Source organism: Streptomyces sp. DF42, assembly GCF_058267695.1.
In genome coordinates this window covers 481,357-499,385 of sequence record NZ_CM177859.1, presented here as the reverse complement: position 1 = coordinate 499,385, position 18,029 = coordinate 481,357, and the positions used below count along the sequence as shown (strand labels likewise).

At 70.7% G+C, this 18,029-nt stretch carries 15 protein-coding genes and 1 pseudogene; 9 read left to right on the top strand and 7 right to left on the bottom strand.

Annotated elements, in window-relative coordinates:
- Positions 1 to 282: 282 nt before the first annotated feature.
- Complete coding sequence (locus tag ACYUED_RS02395) at positions 283 to 1,122, bottom strand: LysR family transcriptional regulator (protein WP_491290663.1); 840 nt, start codon at positions 1,120 to 1,122, stop codon at positions 283 to 285.
- A 92-nt stretch (positions 1,123 to 1,214) separates the two neighbouring features.
- On the opposite strand from ACYUED_RS02395, the gene ACYUED_RS02390 reads away from it, so the two are divergent.
- From ACYUED_RS02390 to ACYUED_RS02380, 3 genes are all read left to right on the top strand, one after another.
- Positions 1,215 to 1,952, top strand: a complete 738-nt coding sequence (locus ACYUED_RS02390; protein WP_491290662.1) for an SDR family oxidoreductase — start codon at positions 1,215 to 1,217, stop codon at positions 1,950 to 1,952.
- A gap of 141 nt (positions 1,953 to 2,093) precedes the next feature.
- Positions 2,094 to 2,870 (top strand): GNAT family N-acetyltransferase, encoded by a 777-nt coding sequence (locus tag ACYUED_RS02385; protein WP_491290661.1) that lies wholly within the window; start codon positions 2,094 to 2,096, stop codon positions 2,868 to 2,870.
- A 389-nt stretch (positions 2,871 to 3,259) separates the two neighbouring features.
- A complete protein-coding gene (locus ACYUED_RS02380) occupies positions 3,260 to 4,198 on the top strand; it encodes an NAD-dependent epimerase/dehydratase family protein (RefSeq protein WP_491290660.1) in 939 nt (312 codons plus the stop codon).
- A 202-nt stretch (positions 4,199 to 4,400) separates the two neighbouring features.
- Here ACYUED_RS02380 and ACYUED_RS02375 read toward each other — a convergent pair whose 3' ends face one another.
- The gene (locus tag ACYUED_RS02375) at positions 4,401 to 4,664 is read right to left on the bottom strand and encodes a GlsB/YeaQ/YmgE family stress response membrane protein (RefSeq protein WP_266531412.1); all 264 of its coding nucleotides are present in this window, start codon (positions 4,662 to 4,664) and stop codon (positions 4,401 to 4,403) included.
- 286 nt (positions 4,665 to 4,950) lie between these two features.
- On the opposite strand from ACYUED_RS02375, the gene ACYUED_RS02370 reads away from it, so the two are divergent.
- Positions 4,951 to 6,402 carry a hydrolase gene (locus tag ACYUED_RS02370; RefSeq protein ID WP_491290659.1) on the top strand — a complete coding sequence of 484 codons (1,452 nt, stop codon included), beginning with the start codon at positions 4,951 to 4,953 and terminating at the stop codon, positions 6,400 to 6,402.
- 38 nt (positions 6,403 to 6,440) lie between these two features.
- Here ACYUED_RS02370 and ACYUED_RS02365 read toward each other — a convergent pair whose 3' ends face one another.
- Both ACYUED_RS02365 and ACYUED_RS02360 read right to left on the bottom strand, forming a co-directional pair.
- Entirely contained in the window at positions 6,441 to 9,149 is a 2,709-nt protein-coding gene (locus ACYUED_RS02365) for a glycoside hydrolase family 2 protein (RefSeq protein ID WP_491290658.1), read from the bottom strand.
- Positions 9,150 to 9,251: 102 nt separating this feature from the next.
- Positions 9,252 to 10,436 carry an ROK family transcriptional regulator gene (locus ACYUED_RS02360; RefSeq protein ID WP_491290657.1) on the bottom strand — a complete coding sequence of 395 codons (1,185 nt, stop codon included), beginning with the start codon at positions 10,434 to 10,436 and terminating at the stop codon, positions 9,252 to 9,254.
- 130 nt (positions 10,437 to 10,566) lie between these two features.
- Here ACYUED_RS02360 and ACYUED_RS02355 point away from each other — a divergent pair, with 130 nt between their 5' ends.
- A complete protein-coding gene (locus ACYUED_RS02355) occupies positions 10,567 to 12,030 on the top strand; it encodes an APC family permease (protein ID WP_491290656.1) in 1,464 nt (487 codons plus the stop codon).
- 108 nt (positions 12,031 to 12,138) lie between these two features.
- Here ACYUED_RS02355 and ACYUED_RS02350 read toward each other — a convergent pair whose 3' ends face one another.
- Positions 12,139 to 13,512: a cryptochrome/photolyase family protein gene (locus tag ACYUED_RS02350; RefSeq protein WP_491290655.1), complete on the bottom strand. Its 1,374-nt coding sequence runs from the start codon at positions 13,510 to 13,512 to the stop codon at positions 12,139 to 12,141.
- 78 nt (positions 13,513 to 13,590) lie between these two features.
- Positions 13,591 to 15,120 carry an SDR family oxidoreductase gene (locus tag ACYUED_RS02345; RefSeq protein ID WP_491290654.1) on the bottom strand — a complete coding sequence of 510 codons (1,530 nt, stop codon included), beginning with the start codon at positions 15,118 to 15,120 and terminating at the stop codon, positions 13,591 to 13,593.
- A 236-nt stretch (positions 15,121 to 15,356) separates the two neighbouring features.
- Here ACYUED_RS02345 and ACYUED_RS02340 point away from each other — a divergent pair, with 236 nt between their 5' ends.
- Positions 15,357 to 15,521, top strand: a complete 165-nt coding sequence (locus ACYUED_RS02340; protein ID WP_491290653.1) for a DUF8839 family protein — start codon at positions 15,357 to 15,359, stop codon at positions 15,519 to 15,521.
- A 65-nt stretch (positions 15,522 to 15,586) separates the two neighbouring features.
- Here ACYUED_RS02340 and ACYUED_RS02335 read toward each other — a convergent pair whose 3' ends face one another.
- Entirely contained in the window at positions 15,587 to 16,498 is a 912-nt protein-coding gene (locus ACYUED_RS02335) for a LysR family transcriptional regulator (RefSeq protein WP_491290652.1), read from the bottom strand.
- Between the two features lie 138 nt (positions 16,499 to 16,636).
- Here ACYUED_RS02335 and ACYUED_RS02330 point away from each other — a divergent pair, with 138 nt between their 5' ends.
- The 3 genes and pseudogenes from ACYUED_RS02330 to ACYUED_RS02320 all read left to right on the top strand — a co-directional run.
- Positions 16,637 to 16,720, top strand: a complete 84-nt coding sequence (locus tag ACYUED_RS02330; RefSeq protein WP_351532065.1) for a putative leader peptide — start codon at positions 16,637 to 16,639, stop codon at positions 16,718 to 16,720.
- 318 nt (positions 16,721 to 17,038) lie between these two features.
- Positions 17,039 to 17,593 (top strand): NADPH-dependent FMN reductase, encoded by a 555-nt coding sequence (gene ssuE, locus ACYUED_RS02325; RefSeq protein WP_491290651.1) that lies wholly within the window; start codon positions 17,039 to 17,041, stop codon positions 17,591 to 17,593.
- 2 nt (positions 17,594 to 17,595) lie between these two features.
- Positions 17,596 to 18,024, top strand: a pseudogene (locus ACYUED_RS02320) (acyl-CoA dehydrogenase family protein); the annotation flags it as partial.
- Between the last annotated feature and the right edge of the window lie 5 nt (positions 18,025 to 18,029).

Here is an 18,029-nt window from a genome sequence, read left to right as displayed (position 1 = left end):
GTGGGAACCCCCCACTCGGCCGGCCGCTAGGACGGTCGCCGCGCCGAGGCGAGGTACACGATCCGCCCGAGGTCCACCCAGGTGTGCGCGGCACCACGGTCACCGACACCACCAACCACGGCAAGGCCGAGACCCAAGTGTGGGACCGGGTTCGCCCCCGGCTTTTCTTCAGCCTCTGGCCTGGGCTCACACCATGAGCGTGTCGGATTGTTTGACGGTTTCGTCAGTCGACGATCTGAACTGGTTGGCCGTATCCCACGTGAGCGGATGCAGAACGGCTGGTCAAAGACGTGTTGCTACGCGGATCAGGTCGGCGGCTGCGCGAAGTCGGCTCTGCGACGGCCAAGCGATCACGGTTGTCACGGGCGGGGCATCCAGGACCGGCACGGCGGCGAGATCCCGGCGCAGGTCGCCGCCGGCAGACTCGGGGATGATCACGGTGGTGTGGCCGAGCGCGATCAGCTGGAAGAGCTGTGTCAGGTTCCGTACCTCCGGCCCTGGTCCCTCCGGGTAGCTGCCGCCGTGGCCCGGCCAGCGTGCCATCGGGAGTTCCGGCAGCGCGGTGACCTCGGCCACCCGGATCTGGGTGCGGCCGGCGAGGCGGTGAGAGGCGGGCAGGATCGCCACCTGTCCCTCGGTGTACAGAATTTCGGTGTCGAGTCCGGCCGCCGAATCGAAGGGCAGGTGCAGCAGAGCCACATCGGCTTGCCCGTTCTGCAGCAGTTCCTGTTGCTGATGCGCTTCGCAGAGCAGCAGATCAACGGTGGCTGCGCCGGGCTCCGCGCGGTACGCATCGAGCAGTTTGGCCAGCAACTCGCCGGTGGTGCCGGATTTGACGGCGAGGACGAGGCGGGGGCGGCTTTGCGCGGCCTGCTGGGTACGCCGCTCGGCTGCGGCTACCGCGCTGAGGATCGAGCGTGCCTCGGACAGCAGGACTGCCCCGGCCGCGGTGAGGGCGACCCTGCGGCTGGTGCGCTCCAGCAGCGTGACCCCGAGCTGTCGTTCGAGCTGGGCGATGGCGCGGGACAGGGGCGGCTGGGCTATCTCCAGACGCTGGGCGGCCCTGCCGAAGTGCAGCTCCTCGGCGACGGCGACGAAGTACCGCAGCTCGCGTATCTCCATGCATGCACGGTAACCGTGGGAAGGGCCGATTGATACCGTCCGGGTATCGCTGCGCTGCCGAGACGGTGTTGGTGCCCGGCCGAAGCGCAGCCATGCTCGGTGTCATGAGTGAGAAGACGATTGCGCTGGTCACCGGCGCGAACAAGGGAATCGGGTACGAGATCGCGGCCGGGCTGGCTGCGTTGGGTTGGAGCGTCGGTGTCGGCGCCCGGGACGAGCAGCGCAGGACGGACGCCGTGGCGAAACTGCGCGCGGCAGGCGCCGACGCGTTCGGCGTGCCCTTGGACGTGACCGACGACGAGAGCGTGACCGCCGCCGCGCGGTTGATCGAGGAGCGGGCGGGACGCCTTGACGTGCTGGTCAACAACGCCGGCGTCGCGGGCGGCTGGCCGGAGGAGCCTTCGACCATCGACCTGGAGACCGTGCGGCGGCTGGTGGAGACCAACGTCATTGGCGTCATCCGGGTCACCAACGCGATGCTGCCGCTGCTGCGCCGCTCGGCGCAGCCGAGGATCGTCAACCAGTCCAGCCATGTCGGCTCTCTGGCGCTGCAGACCACGCCCGGCGTCGACCTCGGAGGAATCAGCGCGGCCTACGCGCCGACGAAGACCTTCCTCAACGCCGTCACCATCCAGTACGCCAAGGAGCTGAGCGGCACCAACATTTTGATCAACAACGCCTGCCCCGGCTACGTGGCCACCGACCTCAACGGGTTCAGCGGTACTCAGACCCCTGAGCAGGGCGCGGCAATCGCCGTCAGGCTGGCGGCTCTGCCCGACGACGGCCCCACCGGTCAGCTGTTCGATGACAGGGGAGTCGTGCCCTGGTGACGTTCTGATGTGTTCCCGCTCGACTGGGGTTGTCGCTCAACACGCCTCGCCGGCGTCGTGTGAGCAGCCGTTTGTCACGGCGGCCGCGGGGCCGCCGGTAAAGCCGTTGCCCGCCGCGCTCCGGGATGCTGGAGTGAGCCCATGGATCATGCCGGAGTGCTCGCCCTCTTCGACCACGACATGCGTGAAGGCGCCCAACCCGACGGGCTGGACGCGCGCGTCGAGTGGGTCAGCGGCGTGGTGCGCCATGTCGCCTCGGCGCGCGGCTGGAACGGGGTGGTGTGGTCCGACCTGGCCGAGAGGGACGCGGACGCGGTGATCGCCGAGCAGATCGCGTACTTCTCCGGGCTGGGACTCGAGTTCGAGTGGAAGCTGTACGGGCACGACCTGCCGCTGGATCTGGGGCAGCGGCTCAGGGCCGCCGGTTTCGAGCCCGAGCCAGGGGAGACGCTGATGATCGCCGAGGCCGCCCGCCTCGACCTCGACGCCGAGCCGCCCGAGGGCATCCGGCTGCTGCCGGTCACCGACGCGGCGGGCGTCGACCTGCTCGCGGACGTGCACGAGAAGGCCTTCGGCACCGACGGTTCCCGGCTGCGCCACCAGCTGCTCGCCCGGCTCACGGGGGAGCCGGACACGATCGTCGCCACCGTCGCCCTCGCCGGCGACGTACCGGTGAGCGCGGCCCGCATGGAGCTCGTGCCCGGCACCCGCTTCGCCGGCCTGTGGGGCGGCGGCACCGTGGAGGCCTGGCGGGGCCGGGGCGTCTACCGCGCCCTGGTCGCCCACCGGGCCCGCGCCGCAGTGGAGCGCGGCTACCGCTACCTCCAGGTCGACGCCTCCAGCCAGAGCCACCCCATCCTCGAACGCCTGGGCTTCGAGCCACTGACCACGACGACGCCGTACATGTACGTGCCGTAGCGGCCCGCCGGAACATTCCCGTGCCGTAGCTGTATCGACCTGCCCGGTCAGTCCGGGCCGAACGCGTCCGCCCGGTGCCTCCGGCGCGGCCCACGCCGCGGAACCGGCCGGACGCTTCCAGGCCGATCGCCCCGTGCGTGGCCGATCGCCCCGCGAATAGGGCGCCCGGGCGAGCACGGCCCCGGCAGGCGCGGCCCCTCCGCATCACTGAGATTCCGGGCGTGATGTCGCCGGGCCAAGGCGTGTCCGAACTGCATGTTCTCGTCGACGGCCGGCTACATGACGCCGAGATCATCACCAGTGGCCACCAGCGGCCGCACCGCCGCCGACGGCGCGCCTCCTTCGGAGCGGGATGTCACATCCGTGACCGCCCGACCCGTCGCATCGTCATGACGACGAACCAGGCGAACCAGAAGAGCCCGAAGAACCGGAGCATCCTCCTCGCCGGCGCGAGCGGCATCCTCGGTGGCCACATCACCCGGGCACTGGCCGAGGCCGGCCACAAGGTCACCGGCCTCGGCCGTGGGCCCGCGAACGGCGTCCGGGCGGATCTCATGGATCGCGACGCACTGCTGCGGGCCGTCGACGGACAGCACTTCGACACCGTCGTCCACGCCGCGACCGCCCTGCGCAAGGCGCCCATGCGCCACCGCGACATGCACGCCACCGACGCGCTGCGCATCGCCGGCACCGCCCACCTGGTGGAGGCCGCACAGACCATCGGCGCCGACCGCTTGGTGAGCGAGTCGATGGTCTTCGGCTACGGCTACGGAGACTTCGGCGACCATGTGATCACCGAGGACGACCAGTTCGGCCCGCACGGCACCACCCCGGAGCTGGAACGGCACATCGAGGGCATGCGTATCAAGGAGCAACTCACCTTCGAGGCAAGGGGGTTGGCGGGTATCGCGCTGCGCTTCGGCCTGTTCTACGGTCCCGGCGGCACCGATGCCGTCCTGCTCATGCTGCGCAAGCGGCAGCTGCCCGCCCCAGGTGACCAGGGCCGGGTCCTGCCGTGGGTCGAACTCACCGACGCGGCGAGGGCGGTGGTCGCCGCGGTCGAGTACGGCAGCTCCGGCCAGGCGTACAACATCGCCGACCGCGCCCCGCTCGGATTCCGCTCCCATGTCCTGTGCGTGGCCGAGGAGTTCGGCCTGCCCAGGCCGATGACCGTGCCGCTGTGGATGACCAGGCCGATGTCCTACGCGCACACGATGATGCAGGCGAACATGCGCGTGTCGTCGGCGAGGGCGGAGCGGGAACTGGGCTGGACACCCCGGTACCCGTCCAGCCGGGACGGTCTGGCTGCGCTGGCGGCCGGCCGTTGAACGCCCGACCGAGGTCGCTCGGACCGCGGTTCGCGACCGGAGGCGGTTCGGGGTCGGACGGGATTCGGGGTCGGACGGGGTTCGGAACCGCAGCTGTGTCCACCGCATCGGTGCCTGCCGCAGCAGTTCCCACCATGGCCGGGCGAGGCGCCGTTGCGTCCCGCCCGGGCCTGACACAGGTGCTGTCGCCGCACTTGTCGTGTCAGCGGCGTGCCTTCGACCGGTCCAGCGCGGCCACGCCGAGTGCGGCGAGGCCGATCTGGATGAGCCACTCGATCCAGTCGATGCCGTTGGTGTCGGACACGTCGAACGCGTTGGCGATCGCCGAGCCGATCAACGCGGCCACGATGCCGACGACGATCGTCAGCAGGATGCCGATGCGCTGTCGTCCCGGGACGACGAGCCGGCCCAGCACACCGATGACGATGCCGATCACGATGGCACTGATGATGCCTGAGATCTCCATCTCCGCCCCTCTTTGTCAAAGCCCCCGCACTATCCGGATTCCCCCTGGGGACGGGGACAGTCCGTTCCGCTTAAACCAGGGGTCAACGCGGGGTCAATCTCCGTCCCGGTGTGCCCGGTGGCGCCTGTTCACGCCCCGTCCTGCCATGTACGGTTCAACCGATTCGGCCGCACGTCAGTCGTGCAGCCGTATGTCTACGCGCGCAGATGCTCGTCGTCTACGCGCGTAGGTCCGGCCCGCACCGCCCCGCACCGCTCTTCCCCCACCCCACCCGGAGGTACGTCGGATGCTCGGACGCACCAGATCCCGCCACAGACCCACCACCGCCCTGGCCGCGTTCGGTCTGCTCACCGCAGCGGCCGCCGCTCAGGCCACCGTCAGCGCAACCCCCGCCCACGCGGCCACGACGCATCGCGTCCTGTTCGACGACGGCCACGCCGAGGAGGCGGGCAACGCCGACTGGATCATCTCCACCGGCAAGCCCGATCCGCTCTCCCAGGATTCCTCCCCGTCCGCCGAGACGGACTGGACCGGCGCGCTCTCGTCGTGGGGCGTCGCCCTCCAGAAGACCGGCGGCTACAGCCTCAAGACCGCCACGAGCGCCCTCACCTATGGCGGCTCGTCCACGACCGACCTGTCGAACTTCGACACCCTTGTCCTGCCGGAGCCCAACACCCTCTTCACCACCGCCGAGAAGACGGCGATCATGACCTTCGTCAAGAACGGCGGCGGACTGTTCATGATCTCCGACCACACCGGCGCCGACCGCAACAACGACGGCGAGGACGCGGTCGAGATCCTCAACGACCTGATGACCAACAACAGTGTCGACTCGACCGACCCGTTCGGTTTCTCCATCGACACGTTGGACGTCAAGTCGGGCTACCCGGCCGCGATCGGCGACAGCAGCGACCCCGTGCTGCACGGTTCCTTCGGCACCGTCACCAAGAGCCTGATCGCCGACGGCACGACGGCCACCCTCAAGCCCTCCGACAACTCCGCCGTCAAGGGCCTGGTGTACCGCAGCGGTTACTCGGGCAACACCGGTGCCTTCTTCCTCACCAGCACCTTCGGCAGCGGCCGGGTCGCCTTCTGGGGCGACAGCTCACCGATCGACGACGGCACCGGCCAGTCCGGCAACACCCTCTACGACGGCTGGAACGACACCGGCGCCACCAACGCGGCCCTCGCCCTCAACGCCACCGCCTGGCTCGCCGGCGACGGCAGCGGCGGAGGCGGCGGAGGCGGCGGCGGTTCCGGCACCTGCACCGCCGCCCAGCTGCTCGGCAACAACGGCTTCGAGTCGGGCAGCACCACCTGGAGCGCCTCCAGCGGCGTCATCACCAACTCCACCAGCCAGTCGGCCCGTACGGGCTCGTACTACGCCTGGCTGGACGGCTACGGAACGGCCACCACCGACACGCTCTCCCAGTCGGTGACCATCCCATCCGGCTGCACCACCGCCACCCTCAGCTTCTACCTGCACGTCGACACGGCGGAGACCACCACCAGCACGGCGTACGACACGCTCAAGGTCCAGGTCCTCAACAGTTCGGGGACCGTGCTCGGCACGCCGGCCACCTACTCCAACCTGAACGCCGCCGGCGGCTACACCCAGCGCAGCTTCAGCCTCGCGAGCTACGCCGGTCAGACCGTCACGCTCAAGTTCACCGGCACCGAGGGCTCCACCCTGCAGACGTCGTTCGTCATCGACGACACGGCACTCAACGTCAGCTGACGTCCCCTGGGGCCCGGTCCCGACCGGGCCCCAGGCGGTCATCCCGCGGGAACCGTCTGCTCCGGCGTGTTCCAGCCGGAGACCCGCACCCGTGGCGCCGACCCGTGCAGATCCGCGGTCCGGTAGGTGGCGGTGAGGGTCGCCGTCTCGCCGGGCCAGAGGCTGACGTCGTTGTCCGACCACTCGATGGGCAGTACGGGCTTCCCCGTCGCGTCGACGAGATGGACGTCGGTGAGCAACGAAGGTGTTCTCCCGTCGCCCGTGTTGCGTACGGTCACCGTCGTGGTCGCCGTCCCGCCCGAGGTGTCCGTCGACGCCGCCGCCGACACCGGCACCCGCGCCATCGCGCTCAGGCCACTGAGATCGGCGTAGCTCGTCGTCGGCGTGTAGTACCAGTCGGTGTGGGCCCAGTCGAGGGTGTCCGGCCCGGTGGACAGCCAGTAGACGTTGCGGCTGACCTCCTTGGCGGAGGCGTCGGTCAGGGTCAGTCGCACCAGATACGTCGTCGACAGCCCGTTCACCGACGCCGGCAGGGTGAGTGCGGTGCTGTGGGCGCCGTCGCCGCCCACCTTCACCCCGGTGACGGTCCTGTCGTACTTCTGCGTGCCGTCGGGGTTGAACACCGTGGCACGGGCGGTGAGTTCGGAGGCGGCCGTGTGCCGGTTGTTGACCACGACCACCGAGCGGTCGTCGTAGGAGTACTGGACGTGCAGCGGCTCGTTCGCCTTCTTCGCCCCGAAGTAGGCGCCGCCCTGGTCGAGATGACGGTCCATCAGCTGCCAGTGGAGCGAGGTCCAGCCGCTGTTGAACATCCAGTAGACGACGCCGGTCGCGGGCTTCGAGGAGTCGGTGGCGTTGCGCTCGTACGCCTCGAACTGGGCGCGGACGTTCTCGTACTGCGCGAGCTGGGCCTTGCGGACGTAGTCGGTCAGGCTCGTCGGGGCGCCGTAGCGGCCGGTGAGCGCGCCGTCGTAGAGCTTGAGCGTGCCGAAGGTCGACGACGGTGAGCGGTGGTACTGCTTGGCGTCCGGGTTCTTCCAGAGGGTGTCGAGTTCGGCCGGGGTCATCATGCGGCGCAGGGTGTCGAGGGTGGGGATGTCGGGACCCGCGCTGGTCTCGGAGTTGAAGCCGGTCGCTCCGCCCTCACGCTTGGCGTACCAGTAGTTCGGCGGGACCCAGTCGTACGGGCCCGTCATCTTCATGCCCGAACTGCCCAGTTGCGGGGAGGATTGGTCGGACGCGGCGGCAATGACGGGGGTCGGCCAGTCGGCGGCCTTCAGGGCGTCGAGGTAGTTCTTCTCGATCGTCGCGTCGGGTGCGAAGTCGCTGCCGACGAGGAAGGAGAGCACGCTCGGGTGGTCGCGCAGCCGGGCGGCCTCGGCGGCCATCGACGCCCTCGCGACCGGGTAGTCCGCGGCGGTCCACTTGTCGCCGGACTCGCCGCCGTTGACCTGGCCCTCCCACTTGTCGCAGCACTCCCAGCCCGGCAGCGTCAGGATGCCGTAGCGGTCGGCGATGTCGAAGAACTCGTCCGGTTCGAGATGCCCTTCGAGGCGGATGGTGTTCAGGCCGAGATCCAGGGCGTACTTCAGCCGGTCCTCGACATAGGTCCGGTCCCAGCGCAGGTACTCGTCCGGCGACCAGCCGCCGCCCTTGATCAGCAGCTTGCGGCCGTTGACGCGGTACTGGCGCGCGCCGTCGGAGTTCAGCGGCGCCCGGACGTCGCGGATGCCGAAGGTCTGGTGCGCGGCGTCCGAGACGGAGCCGGAGTCGGGGACGGAGGCGCTGAGGTTCAGGTCGTACAGGGGCTGCCCGCCCATTCCGGCCGGCCACCACACCTTCGGCGAGGCCAGGTGGAGGCCGGGGATGTCGGACGGGGCGAACGTGACGGACTTTGTCTCGTGCGCGGCCAGTGTGACGGTCTTGCCGAACCTCGTCGTGCCGATGTTGCCGGCGACCTCGGTCGTCGCCGGTGCCCCGGAGTCGTTGCGGACCTGCGCCTTGACCGTCAGGTCGGCCGAGGCGAGCGAGGGCACGTCCAGCTTGGTCACCACGTGGGCGTCGCGCAGCGCGACCGGGCCGCCGCGGCGGACGAGGACGTCGCGGACGATGCCCATGTTCTCGTCGGGCGGCGGCTGCAGCCAGTCGATCCAGCCCATCGTGAGGTTCTTGTTCGGATCGTTGGGCTGGATCCGGAAGGCGACCGTGTTCGTACCGGAGCGGACGAGCGAGGTCACGTCCAGCTCGTGCCGGGTGTACGCGCCGGTCACGTCCTTCGCCGGGGCGATCTGCCGGCCGTTGACGTAGACGTCGGCTGCCGAGACCACACCGCTGACGTCGAGGTAGGTGCGCTCGGAGGTGTCGGCGACCGTGAAGTCGGAGCGGTACCACCAGGGGACCTGGAAGTCGGCCTTGGGGATCTTCTGCTGGTTCGTCGAGTAGAAGGGGTCGGCGTACACGCCGTTCGCCAGCAGGGTCGCGAGGACGGTGGAGCGGGGGCCGGCCGGGTACCAGCCGGTCGCCGGGTAGCCGGGGGAGGACACGTCGGCCGCCGGATCGGAGACCTTGGCCGTCGACTGGACCGTGTACCCGTCGAGGGCGGTCGTGCTGCCCGGCACCGAGGAGACCCGGGTGGGCCGCGCGTGCGGTCCCGTCCGATGATCGTGCGCTGTGGCCCGGGCGCCGGTCGTCAGCGAACACAGCAGCCCCAGGACTACGGCGGCCGTGGCGAGACGGTGTCCGTTCACGGAGTCTCCAGCCCTTCGTAAAGTTAGGAAACTTTACTAATGGCGGTCACGGTAGGGCGCCCGGTGGGCGGTGTCAATCACCGCGGCTCGTGGGCGAGTTGGTCAGGACACCGCCGACCTGCGCTCGAACACGACGTCCCGCGCGGTCCCGAGTGCCGTGGCCACCGCGCCCAGCAGCACCGCGTCCTCGCCGAGCCGGCTGGGCACGACCTTGGGCCGCAGGGGGGTGAGTGCCCGCAGGTGCTCGCGCACCGGGTGCAGCAGCAGATCCACACTGTGCCCCACGCCGCCGCCGAGGACCACGAGATCCGGGTCGAGGACGGCCGCGGCCGCCGCCACCGTGTGCGCGATGCGCTCGCCCTCCAGCCGGACCGCCTTGACCGCGGCGTCGTTTCCCTGCCGGGCCGCGTCGAACACGGCCTTCGCGGTGAGCTGCCCGCTCATGCCGAACCTGCGCGCCGCCTCGACGACGGCCACCCCCGACACCGCGTCCTCCAGCCGCTCCGGCTTCTGCTGCCCCGGCCACGGCAGGAACCCGATCTCCCCGGCCAGCCCGTGCGCCCCCGTGAACAGCCGCCCCTCGCTGACCACGCCCATCCCGAGGCCGGTGCCGATCAGGATGTACGCGAAGAGCCGGCTGCCCGTGCCGACGCCGTAGGCGTACTCGCCGAGCGCGGCCAGATTGGCGTCGTTGTGGACCTCCAGGGGAACGCCCAGCTCCTCGCGCATCCGGTCGAAGAGCCCGGCGCGCCCCCAGCCCGGCAGGTGCATCGCGTATCGCACCCGGCGCTGTTTCTCGTCGTACACGCCGGGCGTGCCCACCACCGCGTGCACCACCTCGTCCGGGGCCACGCCCGAACCGGCGACGACCTGACGGGACGTGGCCACCACCAGCTCGGCCATCGCGGCCGAGCTGCGGGCCCGGTTGCGCACGTCGGAGCGGGAGACGACGCCGCCGTCGAGGTCGGCGACGGCCACCCGCAGCCAGCTGCGGCCGACGTCGATGCCGAGGACATGGCCGGCCGACGGGTCCGGCGCGTACAGGACGGCCGTGCGGCCGCGCTCGGGGGCGAGGGTGCCGACCTCGTGGACCAGCCCGGCCGCCTCCAGCGTGGCGAGCACGCTGGAGACCGTCGGTTTGGACAGGCCGGTCTCGCGGGCCAGTTGGGCGCGCGACGCGGCGCCGCCGGAGCGCAGCCGGTCGAGCAGGAGCCGCTCGTTGGTGCTGCGCAGCCGCCGACGGTTCCAGGGCTGTTGCTGCTGGTCCATGGCATCACTGGCGGGCATCGCACCATTCTCACTGATCCGAGGGGACCTCTTGACGCATCAAGTAAGGCTCCTTAACTTTATCGGCCAGTCAGCCTCGCCGGGCCAGCCAGCCTTGGGCAGCCCAGCGCCCGGTGCGTCAGGAGCCCCCATGTCCGGTAGTCCGTCCAGCCCGCCACCCGCCGGCGGTTTCGTCCGCCGCGTAGGCCTCTTCCCGGCCACCGCCATCAACATGAGCCAGATGTGCGGCATCGGCCCGTTCGTCACGATCCCGCTCATGGTCGCCGCGTTCGGCGGCCCGCAGGCGGTGATCGGCTTCATCGCCGGCGCGGTCCTCGCGCTCGCCGACGGACTGGTCTGGGCCGAACTCGGCGCGGCGATGCCCGGCTCCGGCGGCAGTTACGTCTATCTGCGCCAGGCCTTCCAGTACCGAACGGGGCGGCTCATGCCGTTCCTCTTCGTCTGGACGGCGATGCTGTTCATCCCGCTGATCATGTCGACGGGCGTGGTCGGCTTCGTCCAGTACCTCGGATACCTCGCCCCGGACCTGGGCAGGACGTCCGGCGACCTGGTCGGCCTCGGCATGATCGCGCTGGTCGTGATCCTGCTGTGGCGCGGCATCGAGCACATCGCCCGGATCACCGCCGTGATGTGGGCGGTCATGATCACGTCCGTCCTGCTGGTCATCCTGGCCGCGGCGACGGACTTCAGCGCGCATCTTGCCTTCACCTACCCGGCGCACGCCTTCGACCTGGGCAGCAACCACTTCTGGCTGGGCTTCGCCGGCGGCCTGACCATCGGCATCTACGACTACCTCGGCTACAACACGACGGCCTACATGGGCGCCGAGATCAAGGATCCCGGGCGCACCCTGCCCCGCTCGATCATCTTCTCCATCCTCGGCATCATGGCGATCTACCTGCTGCTGCAGATCGGCACACTCGGCGTGATCGACTGGCATCGCATGATCGACGCCGACGACATCGCCTCCACGTCGGTCGCGTCGGCCGTGCTGGAGAAGACGTGGGGCAAGGGAGCGGCCGACACGGTCACCGTGCTCATCCTGATCACGGCCTTCGCCTCGGTCTTCACCGGACTCCTGGGCGGCTCGCGCGTCCCCTACGACGCGGCCCGCGAGCGCGTCTTCTTCCGCCCCTACGCCAAGCTGCACCCCCGGCACCGCTTCCCGATGCTGGGCCTGGCGACGATGGGCGTGATCACGGCCGTGGGCTTCCTGATCGGCCGGCACACGGACCTGGCGACGCTGATCCAGTTGCTCACGACGGTGATGGTGATCGTCCAGGCGCTGGCCCAGATCATCGCGCTGACGGTACTGCGCAGGCGGCAGCCGGCACTCCACCGGCCGTACCGTATGTGGCTCTACCCGGTGCCGAGTGTCATCGCCTTCGTCGGCTGGTGCGTGATCTACGGCTACGCCGACAAGAACTCGCCGGGCCGCCATCCCATCGAGTGGTCGCTGGCCTGGCTGGGCCTGGGCTGTGTGGCCTTCGTGCTGTGGGCGCGCTTCGAGAAGGTGTGGCCGTTCGGACCGAAGGAGATCTCGGAGGAGTATCCGGCCCCGGCACAGCAGGATGTGTCACCGACGGGTGCGTGAACCGTCCGCGGCAACTGCCGTGCCTGCGTCGGAGAGCCGAGGTGGTGGCGGAGGGTCGAGGTGGTGGTGGAGGTGAGAGGCGCGTCGGCCCTCGGTGGACGGCGTTTCTCAGTCGCGGCCGCGGGCCTGTTTGAAGCGGGCGAGGCCCTCGGACAGGTCGACGATCGGGTCCGGGTAGTCGCCGAGCTCGGCACGGGCGAGGCCCCGCGGCTTCCACGGCTCGTGCACCGCCGGGCCGTCGATCCCGGCGAGTTCGGGGACCCAGCGGCGGACGTAGGCCCCGTCGGGGTCGTAACGCCTGGCCTGGGTGACGGGGTTGAGGACACGGTTGGGACGGCTGTCGGTGCCGGTGCCCGCCATCCACTGCCAGTTCATCTGGTTGTTGGCGAGGTCACCGTCGACCAGGAGGTCCAGGAAGTGGCGGGCGCCCACGCGCCAGTCGACGTACAGGGTCTTCGTGAGGAAGCTCGCGGTCAGCAGGCGGGCCCGGTTGTGCATCCAGCCCTCGTACCGCAGCTGGCGCATTGCCGCGTCGACGACGGGGTAACCGGTGCGGCCCTCCTTCCAGGCCTCGGCGTCCTCGCGAGCCTCGCGCCCGGAGCGCCAACGGTCGTGTTTCGTACGGTAGTCGGAGCTCGCGACGCCAGGCCGGGCGGCCAGGACCTGACGGTGGAAGTCGCGCCAGGCGATCTGCCGGACGAAGGCCTCGCCGCCGGGACCGCCCGCCCCGCGTGCCCGGTGGACCAGTTCGACGGGCGAGAGCGTGCCGAAGTGCAGGTGGGGCGAGAGGCGGGAGGTGGCGTCGCCTGCCAGGTCGTCGTGCCGGTCCTCGTACGTGCCGATCCCGCCGCGCAGCCAGGCGGCCAGGCGCTTGCGGCCCTCCGCCTCGCCACCGGTCGCCAGGCCTTCGGACAGGCCCGACAGACCGGAGCGGGCCGGGAGCGTCTCGGAGCCCATGCCGTCCGGGACGCGCACGGCGCGCGGCGCGGCGAGCGGGTCGCGCAGGTGGACCTCGGACCATCGCCGGAAGTAGGGCGTGAAGACGGCGAAGTGGTCCGAGGAGGCCGGGGTGACCCCGCCGGGGGCGACGGCCGTGGTCACCGTGTCGTGGACGTGCAGCCGCCGCCCCCGGGACTCCAGGGCGCCTCGCAGCCGTCGTTCGCGCAGATGAGCGTAGGCGCTGACGTCGCCCGCCATGTGCACCTCGTCGGCGTCCGTCTCGGCGACCACCTTGCACACCTCGTCGACGACGTCGCCGGAGCGCACGATCAGCCGGCCGCCCCGTTGCCGCAGAGCGGTGTCGAGGTCGCGCAGGCTGTCGGCGAGGAACGCCAGCCGGTTGGGCACGGCGAACCCGGCGTCCACGACGGCCTTGTCGCGTACGAAGAGGGGGACCACTTCGTCGGCCTCGTTCGCGGCCCGCAGTGGCGGATGGTCGTACACGCGCAGGTCGGCGGTGAACAGGACGACCGAGACGTTCATGGTGCTTCTCCGGGGGAGGGGGAGTGACGGGCTGCCGGTGAGGTGCCTGCGGCCGGGTGGACGTGGCGGGCGCGGCCGTCAGCCGCTGGACACGGGTTCCCTTGCCGGGGCGGTCGGGGGCCGGGCCGCGGCGAGCGCGATGTTGCGGGCCATGCCGCCGAACACGACGGCGTGGAAGGGCGAGACACTCCACCAGTAGGCGTGGCCCAGCAGTCCGTGCGGGTGGAACAGAGCACGCTGGCGGTAGCGGGTGCGGCCGTCGGCCCCGGTCTCCGCGTACATCTCCAGCCAGGCCGGGCCCGGCAGCCGCATCTCGGCCCGCAGGCGCAGCAGACGGCCCGGCTCGATCTCCTCCACCCGCCAGAAGTCCAGTGAGTCGCCGGCCCGCAGCCGTGCCGCGTCACGTCGTCCACGGCGCAGCCCCACGCCGCCCACCAGCCGGTCCAGCCTGCCCCGCACCGCCCAGGCCAACGGGAAGGAGTACCAGCCGTTGTCCCCGCCGATCCCCTCGATCACCCGCCACAGTGCCTCGCGCGAGGCGTCGACCGGCAGCTCCCGCTCGTCGGTGTACAGGCTGCCGCCCGCCCAGTCGGGGTCGGTGGGCAGCGGATCGCTGGGCGCGCCGGGCACCGAGGCCGACGACCAGCGGGTGGTGACCTGCGCCTCGCGGATGCGCTGCAGGGCCAGCCGTACCGCCTCGTCGAACCCGACCGGATGCCCGGCGGAATCGGGCACGTGGCGCGCGATGTCGTGCTCGCGGCAGACGACCTCATGGCGCAGCGACTCCGTCAGCGGCCGTGCGATCGACGCGGGGACGGGGGTGACCAGCCCGACCCAGTGACTGGACAGGCCCGGGGTGAGCACGGGGACGGGGACGATGACCCGGCGGGGCAGACCGGCGACCGTCGCGTAGCGCAGCATCATGTCGCGGTAGGTGAGTACGTCCGGTCCGCCGATGTCGAAGGCACGGCTGACGTCGGCCGGCATGCGGGCGCCGCCGACGAGGTAGCGCAGTACGTCCCGCACCGCCACGGGCTGGATGCGGGTGCGCACCCAGCTGGGAGTGATCATCACCGGCAGGCGCTCGGTGAGGTAGCGCAGCATCTCGAAGGACGCCGAGCCCGAGCCGATGACGATCGCCGCGCGCAGCACGGCCGTGGGCACCCCCGAGTCCAGAAGGATGCGGCCCACCTCGGCCCGGGAGCGCAGATGCGGGGACAGCTCGCCCTCGGGCACGCCCGAGGGCGTCAGACCGCCGAGATAGACGATGCGCCTCACTCCCGCGGCGCGGGCGGACTCGCCGAAGATCCGTGCCGCCCTGCGGTCGGTCTCCTCGAAGCTGTCGCCCGTGCCCAGCGCGTGGACCAGGTAGTAGGCGACGTCGATGCCGCGCATGGCCTCGGCCACGGAGCCGGCGTCCGTGACGTCGCCCTTGACCACCTCCACCTGCCCGGCCCACGGATGGTCGCGCAGCTTGCCGGGAGAGCGGGCCAGGCAGCGCACACGGTGGCCCTCGTCGAGCAGCTCCGGCACCAGCCTGCCACCGATGTATCCGGTCGCCCCGGTCACCAGGCAGCGCAGGCCCGGCCCGTCCTGGTCAGCGTTCATCGGCACCGGCTCCTTCGCGTCGGTCCCCCTCGGTCCCCCCTTTTGATCACTTCCACGGATTCCGCCGTGGAGGAAGCGGGCGTCGAGCGCCTCGACCGTGTACCCACGCAGGAGGCCGGCCAGCACTCCCGGTCATCGTGCCGGTCGTTACGGCCCGGCACACATGTCGACGCGCATCGCGGGCAGACGCACGCCAAGAAGTCGTCACGCAGGTCGTGGGTGGAGGTGCTGCCGCTATGGGCGCGAAGGTGTTGGAGCGGTTTCCTGCGGGAGCTCCGCGCGGATCGTGGCCGGCGGAGGAGTACGCGGCCCGGTGCCGCGCCGAGGGCCGGCCCGCGAAAGTGGTCATGGACCTCAAGTCGGACGCGTTCCTCGTGGTGATACCGGCCGACGACGACTGACCGGCCGGCGGCGAACCGAGGCGACGACCGATCGGCCGCCGCGTCAGAGAGACCGGCCCGCTGCGTCACGGGGACGCTCCGCCCCACTCCCGCGCCCTGCGCACGAACACCTCGTACAGGTCCTGCGCGGCCTGCGGCACGGACTCCGCCCTGCGGCGCTGCAGCATCAGCAGTACCCGGGTCCTGTCGTCGGCGATCGGCCGGTAGGTGATCGTGCCCTGCCGCTCCAGCGGATCCCCGATGATGCTGAAATCCGGCAGAACCGTCACTCCAAGGCCCTCGGCGACCATCAGCTTCCCCATCTCGGCGCCGTCGGTGGAGTACGAGAAGGACGGGCTGCGGCCGTGCAGCAGCCGGTGGACATAGCGGTGCATGACGTAGCCGGTGCGCATCGCGATCAGGGGCTGGGCCAGCAGGTCGTCCACCGTCACGCTCGTCAGGGAGGCGAGGGGGCTGTCCGGGCGCACGCACACCACCGGCCGCCCGCGCAGCAGCTCCGTGCACTCGAAGCCGGCGGGCACGTCGTCGCCGTCCAGGTGGTTGACCAGACCCAGGTCGAAACCGCCCTCCGACAGGGCCCGGTGGATCTCCTTCTGCTGCGCGGCGACCACCTCGACCTGGGTGAGGGGATGCCCGGCGCGGAACTCCCGGACGACCGGAATGAGCAGGGCAACGGTCGCCGCGTTCACCGTTCCCACCCGCACCATGCGGCTGATGCGGTGCTGTTCGCCCGCCGCCGACCGCAGCCGGTCCACCGCGTCCAGCACGTTGACGATGTGCGGCAGCAGTTCCCGGCCCGCCGCGCTCATCGTCGCCCCTGACCGCTTGCGTTCCAGGAGGTCGACGCCCAGCTCGCGTTCGAGGTTGCGCACCGTCTCGCTCAACGCGGGCTGGGAAAGGCGCAGTTCCTCCGCCGCCCGGCGCAGCGAACCCAGCCGTGTCACGGCCGCGATGTATTCCAGTTGTTCCGTCCGCACGACCAGCAGAATGCGGCTGATTCGACGGGCGGTTCAAGGGTTTCCCTGTCACATGTTCGTGAAATTCAATGGTCCGGGATACGAGACCGGTCGGGTTTTCCTTGACGGTCCTCGCCGCCGGCTGCCACGATCGAGGACATGAAGATGCGACTGGACCTCACGCGGCGACGCCACGTCGACCTCGCGCGCGTCTCCAGCGCCTCCTGTTGCTCCGCGGCCTGATCAACTCCCCGAGATCCGCCGCGCTTCTCCTTTTCTCCGCCTGATTTCACCGCGTCTGCACGCGATGTGATTCGACGTGCCCGGGAACATTCCGCAACAGGAGTTCCGCATCTCCGCAGCGCCCGTGAAAGTCGCCTCGACGGGTTCTGACGCATCGTCCGCACCCACACGCCGCACGACCCCGTCGCCCACAAGCGGCGCGAGGTCGGCTGCTGGGTCCTCAAGGGGCGAACAGCCCGAACCTCCTGGTAGTCCTGACCGCTTCCCCGGGGGCGCCCGCCACGCGCAGTCGCCCCGCCTCCCTCCGAAAGAGGACCCATGGCCACCGTCCTGTCCGTCTCCGGCAGCCCCTCCGTCTCCTCCCGCACCAACCGTCTGCTGCGCCACCTGGACAAGAGACTGAGTGCACAGGGCCACGAGGTGATCCCGCTCGACGTCCGCACCGTCCCCGCCGAGGCGCTGCTCGGCGCGGACTTCCGGCACCCCGCCATCGTCGAGGCCACCGAGCTCTTCGCGCGGGCCGACGGCGTCGTCGTCGGCACCCCCGTCTACAAGGCGTCGTACTCCGGTGTCCTCAAGGCACTGCTCGACCTGCTCCCGCAGTACGCCCTGGCCGGCAAGGCCGTGCTGCCGCTCGCCACCGGCGGCTCCACCGCCCATGTCCTGGCCATCGACTACGCGCTGCGCCCGGTCCTCAGCTCCATGGGCGCGGGCCACATCGTGCAGGGTTGGTTCACCCTCGACAAGGACATCACCGTGCACGAGGACGGCTCGTTGACCGTCGCGCCGGGCGCCACCGAGGCCCTCGCCCAGGTGGTCGACCAGTTCTCGACGGCCCTCGGCCGCACCCCGCTCCTGGCCGCGGCGAGCTGAGCGCCGTGTCCGCTGAATTCGTGCGGACGAAGAACCGCCCCCTGGTTCGAGAGCGGCGTCGAGACGGCCGCCGAGGACCCGCTGCTGATCCAGCGCTTCGGTGAACCCGCCCTGCGGACAGGGGCGTCGGAGGCGCTGCTGCGCGAAGCCGCCCGCGCGGTCGACGCGGCGCGCGCCGACCTCACCGACGACACGGCGGCGGAGGCCTCCATCGCGGTCGCCGCGGCGAAGGTGCAGTCCGCGCGGCGGTCGAGGTGGCGAGGGCCCTCTTCGAGGTGTCGGGCACCCGGTCGGCGCTCAACTCCCACAATCTGCACCGTCATTGGCGGGACGCCCGCACCCACACCCCGCACCACCCGGCCCGCTGGAAGATCCAGCACATCGGCCGGTACGTGCTGAACGGCACGAGGCCACCCCGCCACGGCCTGCTCTGGCG

Excerpts from the sequence above, each read along its gene's own strand:
- ACYUED_RS02395 (WP_491290663.1), bottom strand. The coding sequence starts at position 1,122 with ATGGAGATACGCGAGCTGCGGTACTTCGTCGCCGTCGCCGAGGAGCTG.
- ACYUED_RS02390 (WP_491290662.1), top strand. The coding sequence starts at position 1,215 with ATGCTCGGTGTCATGAGTGAGAAGACGATTGCGCTGGTCACCGGCGCG.
- ACYUED_RS02385 (WP_491290661.1), top strand. The coding sequence starts at position 2,094 with ATGGATCATGCCGGAGTGCTCGCCCTCTTCGACCACGACATGCGTGAA.
- ACYUED_RS02380 (WP_491290660.1), top strand. The coding sequence starts at position 3,260 with ATGACGACGAACCAGGCGAACCAGAAGAGCCCGAAGAACCGGAGCATC.
- ACYUED_RS02375 (WP_266531412.1), bottom strand. The coding sequence starts at position 4,664 with ATGGAGATCTCAGGCATCATCAGTGCCATCGTGATCGGCATCGTCATC.
- ACYUED_RS02370 (WP_491290659.1), top strand. The coding sequence starts at position 4,951 with ATGCTCGGACGCACCAGATCCCGCCACAGACCCACCACCGCCCTGGCC.
- ACYUED_RS02360 (WP_491290657.1), bottom strand. The coding sequence starts at position 10,436 with ATGCCCGCCAGTGATGCCATGGACCAGCAGCAACAGCCCTGGAACCGT.
- ACYUED_RS02355 (WP_491290656.1), top strand. The coding sequence starts at position 10,567 with ATGTCCGGTAGTCCGTCCAGCCCGCCACCCGCCGGCGGTTTCGTCCGC.
- ACYUED_RS02350 (WP_491290655.1), bottom strand. The coding sequence starts at position 13,512 with ATGAACGTCTCGGTCGTCCTGTTCACCGCCGACCTGCGCGTGTACGAC.
- ACYUED_RS02345 (WP_491290654.1), bottom strand. The coding sequence starts at position 15,120 with ATGAACGCTGACCAGGACGGGCCGGGCCTGCGCTGCCTGGTGACCGGG.
- ACYUED_RS02340 (WP_491290653.1), top strand. The coding sequence starts at position 15,357 with ATGGGCGCGAAGGTGTTGGAGCGGTTTCCTGCGGGAGCTCCGCGCGGA.
- ACYUED_RS02330 (WP_351532065.1), top strand. The coding sequence starts at position 16,637 with ATGAAGATGCGACTGGACCTCACGCGGCGACGCCACGTCGACCTCGCG.
- ssuE (WP_491290651.1), top strand. The coding sequence starts at position 17,039 with ATGGCCACCGTCCTGTCCGTCTCCGGCAGCCCCTCCGTCTCCTCCCGC.